This is a genomic window from Streptomyces sp. NRRL WC-3549 (assembly GCF_000721935.1).
GTDB lineage: Bacteria > Actinomycetota > Actinomycetes > Streptomycetales > Streptomycetaceae > Streptomyces.
In genome coordinates, this window is the sequence record NZ_KL585403.1 from 41,976 (window position 1) to 42,304 (window position 329).

The following is a 329-nucleotide window of genomic DNA, read 5'->3' on the forward strand; positions in this document are numbered from 1 at the left end:
GGGGACGGGGGTCGCGTCCCCGCCGGTGAACACGGCGGCCCGAGGGTCGGTGCCGTCACCGGCCCGGTAGTTCGACCGTGACGACCGCTTCCTCCGTCGGCGGCCGGGGAGCGGTGGACAGGCCCTGGGCCGGGGTGGGTCTGTCGTCGACGCGTCCCGTCTCCGCGTCCACGTACACCGGGACCGTGTCCACGTACGCCTCGGCCTCGACGTCCGTCGCCGGCTCGGTCGCCACGGGAACGAGCCACTGCGCCCGCCACTCCCCGTCGCGCCGGACCGCCAGCAGCTCCACCGTCCCCACCACCTCTCCGGGGAAGGGCGCGGCGGCG

At 76.6% G+C, this 329-nt stretch carries 1 pseudogene; it reads right to left on the minus strand.

What is annotated here, in order from left to right:
- Window positions 1-55 precede the first annotated feature (55 nt).
- Window positions 56-329: pseudogene (locus IH13_RS0117585) on the minus strand (hypothetical protein); the annotation flags it as partial.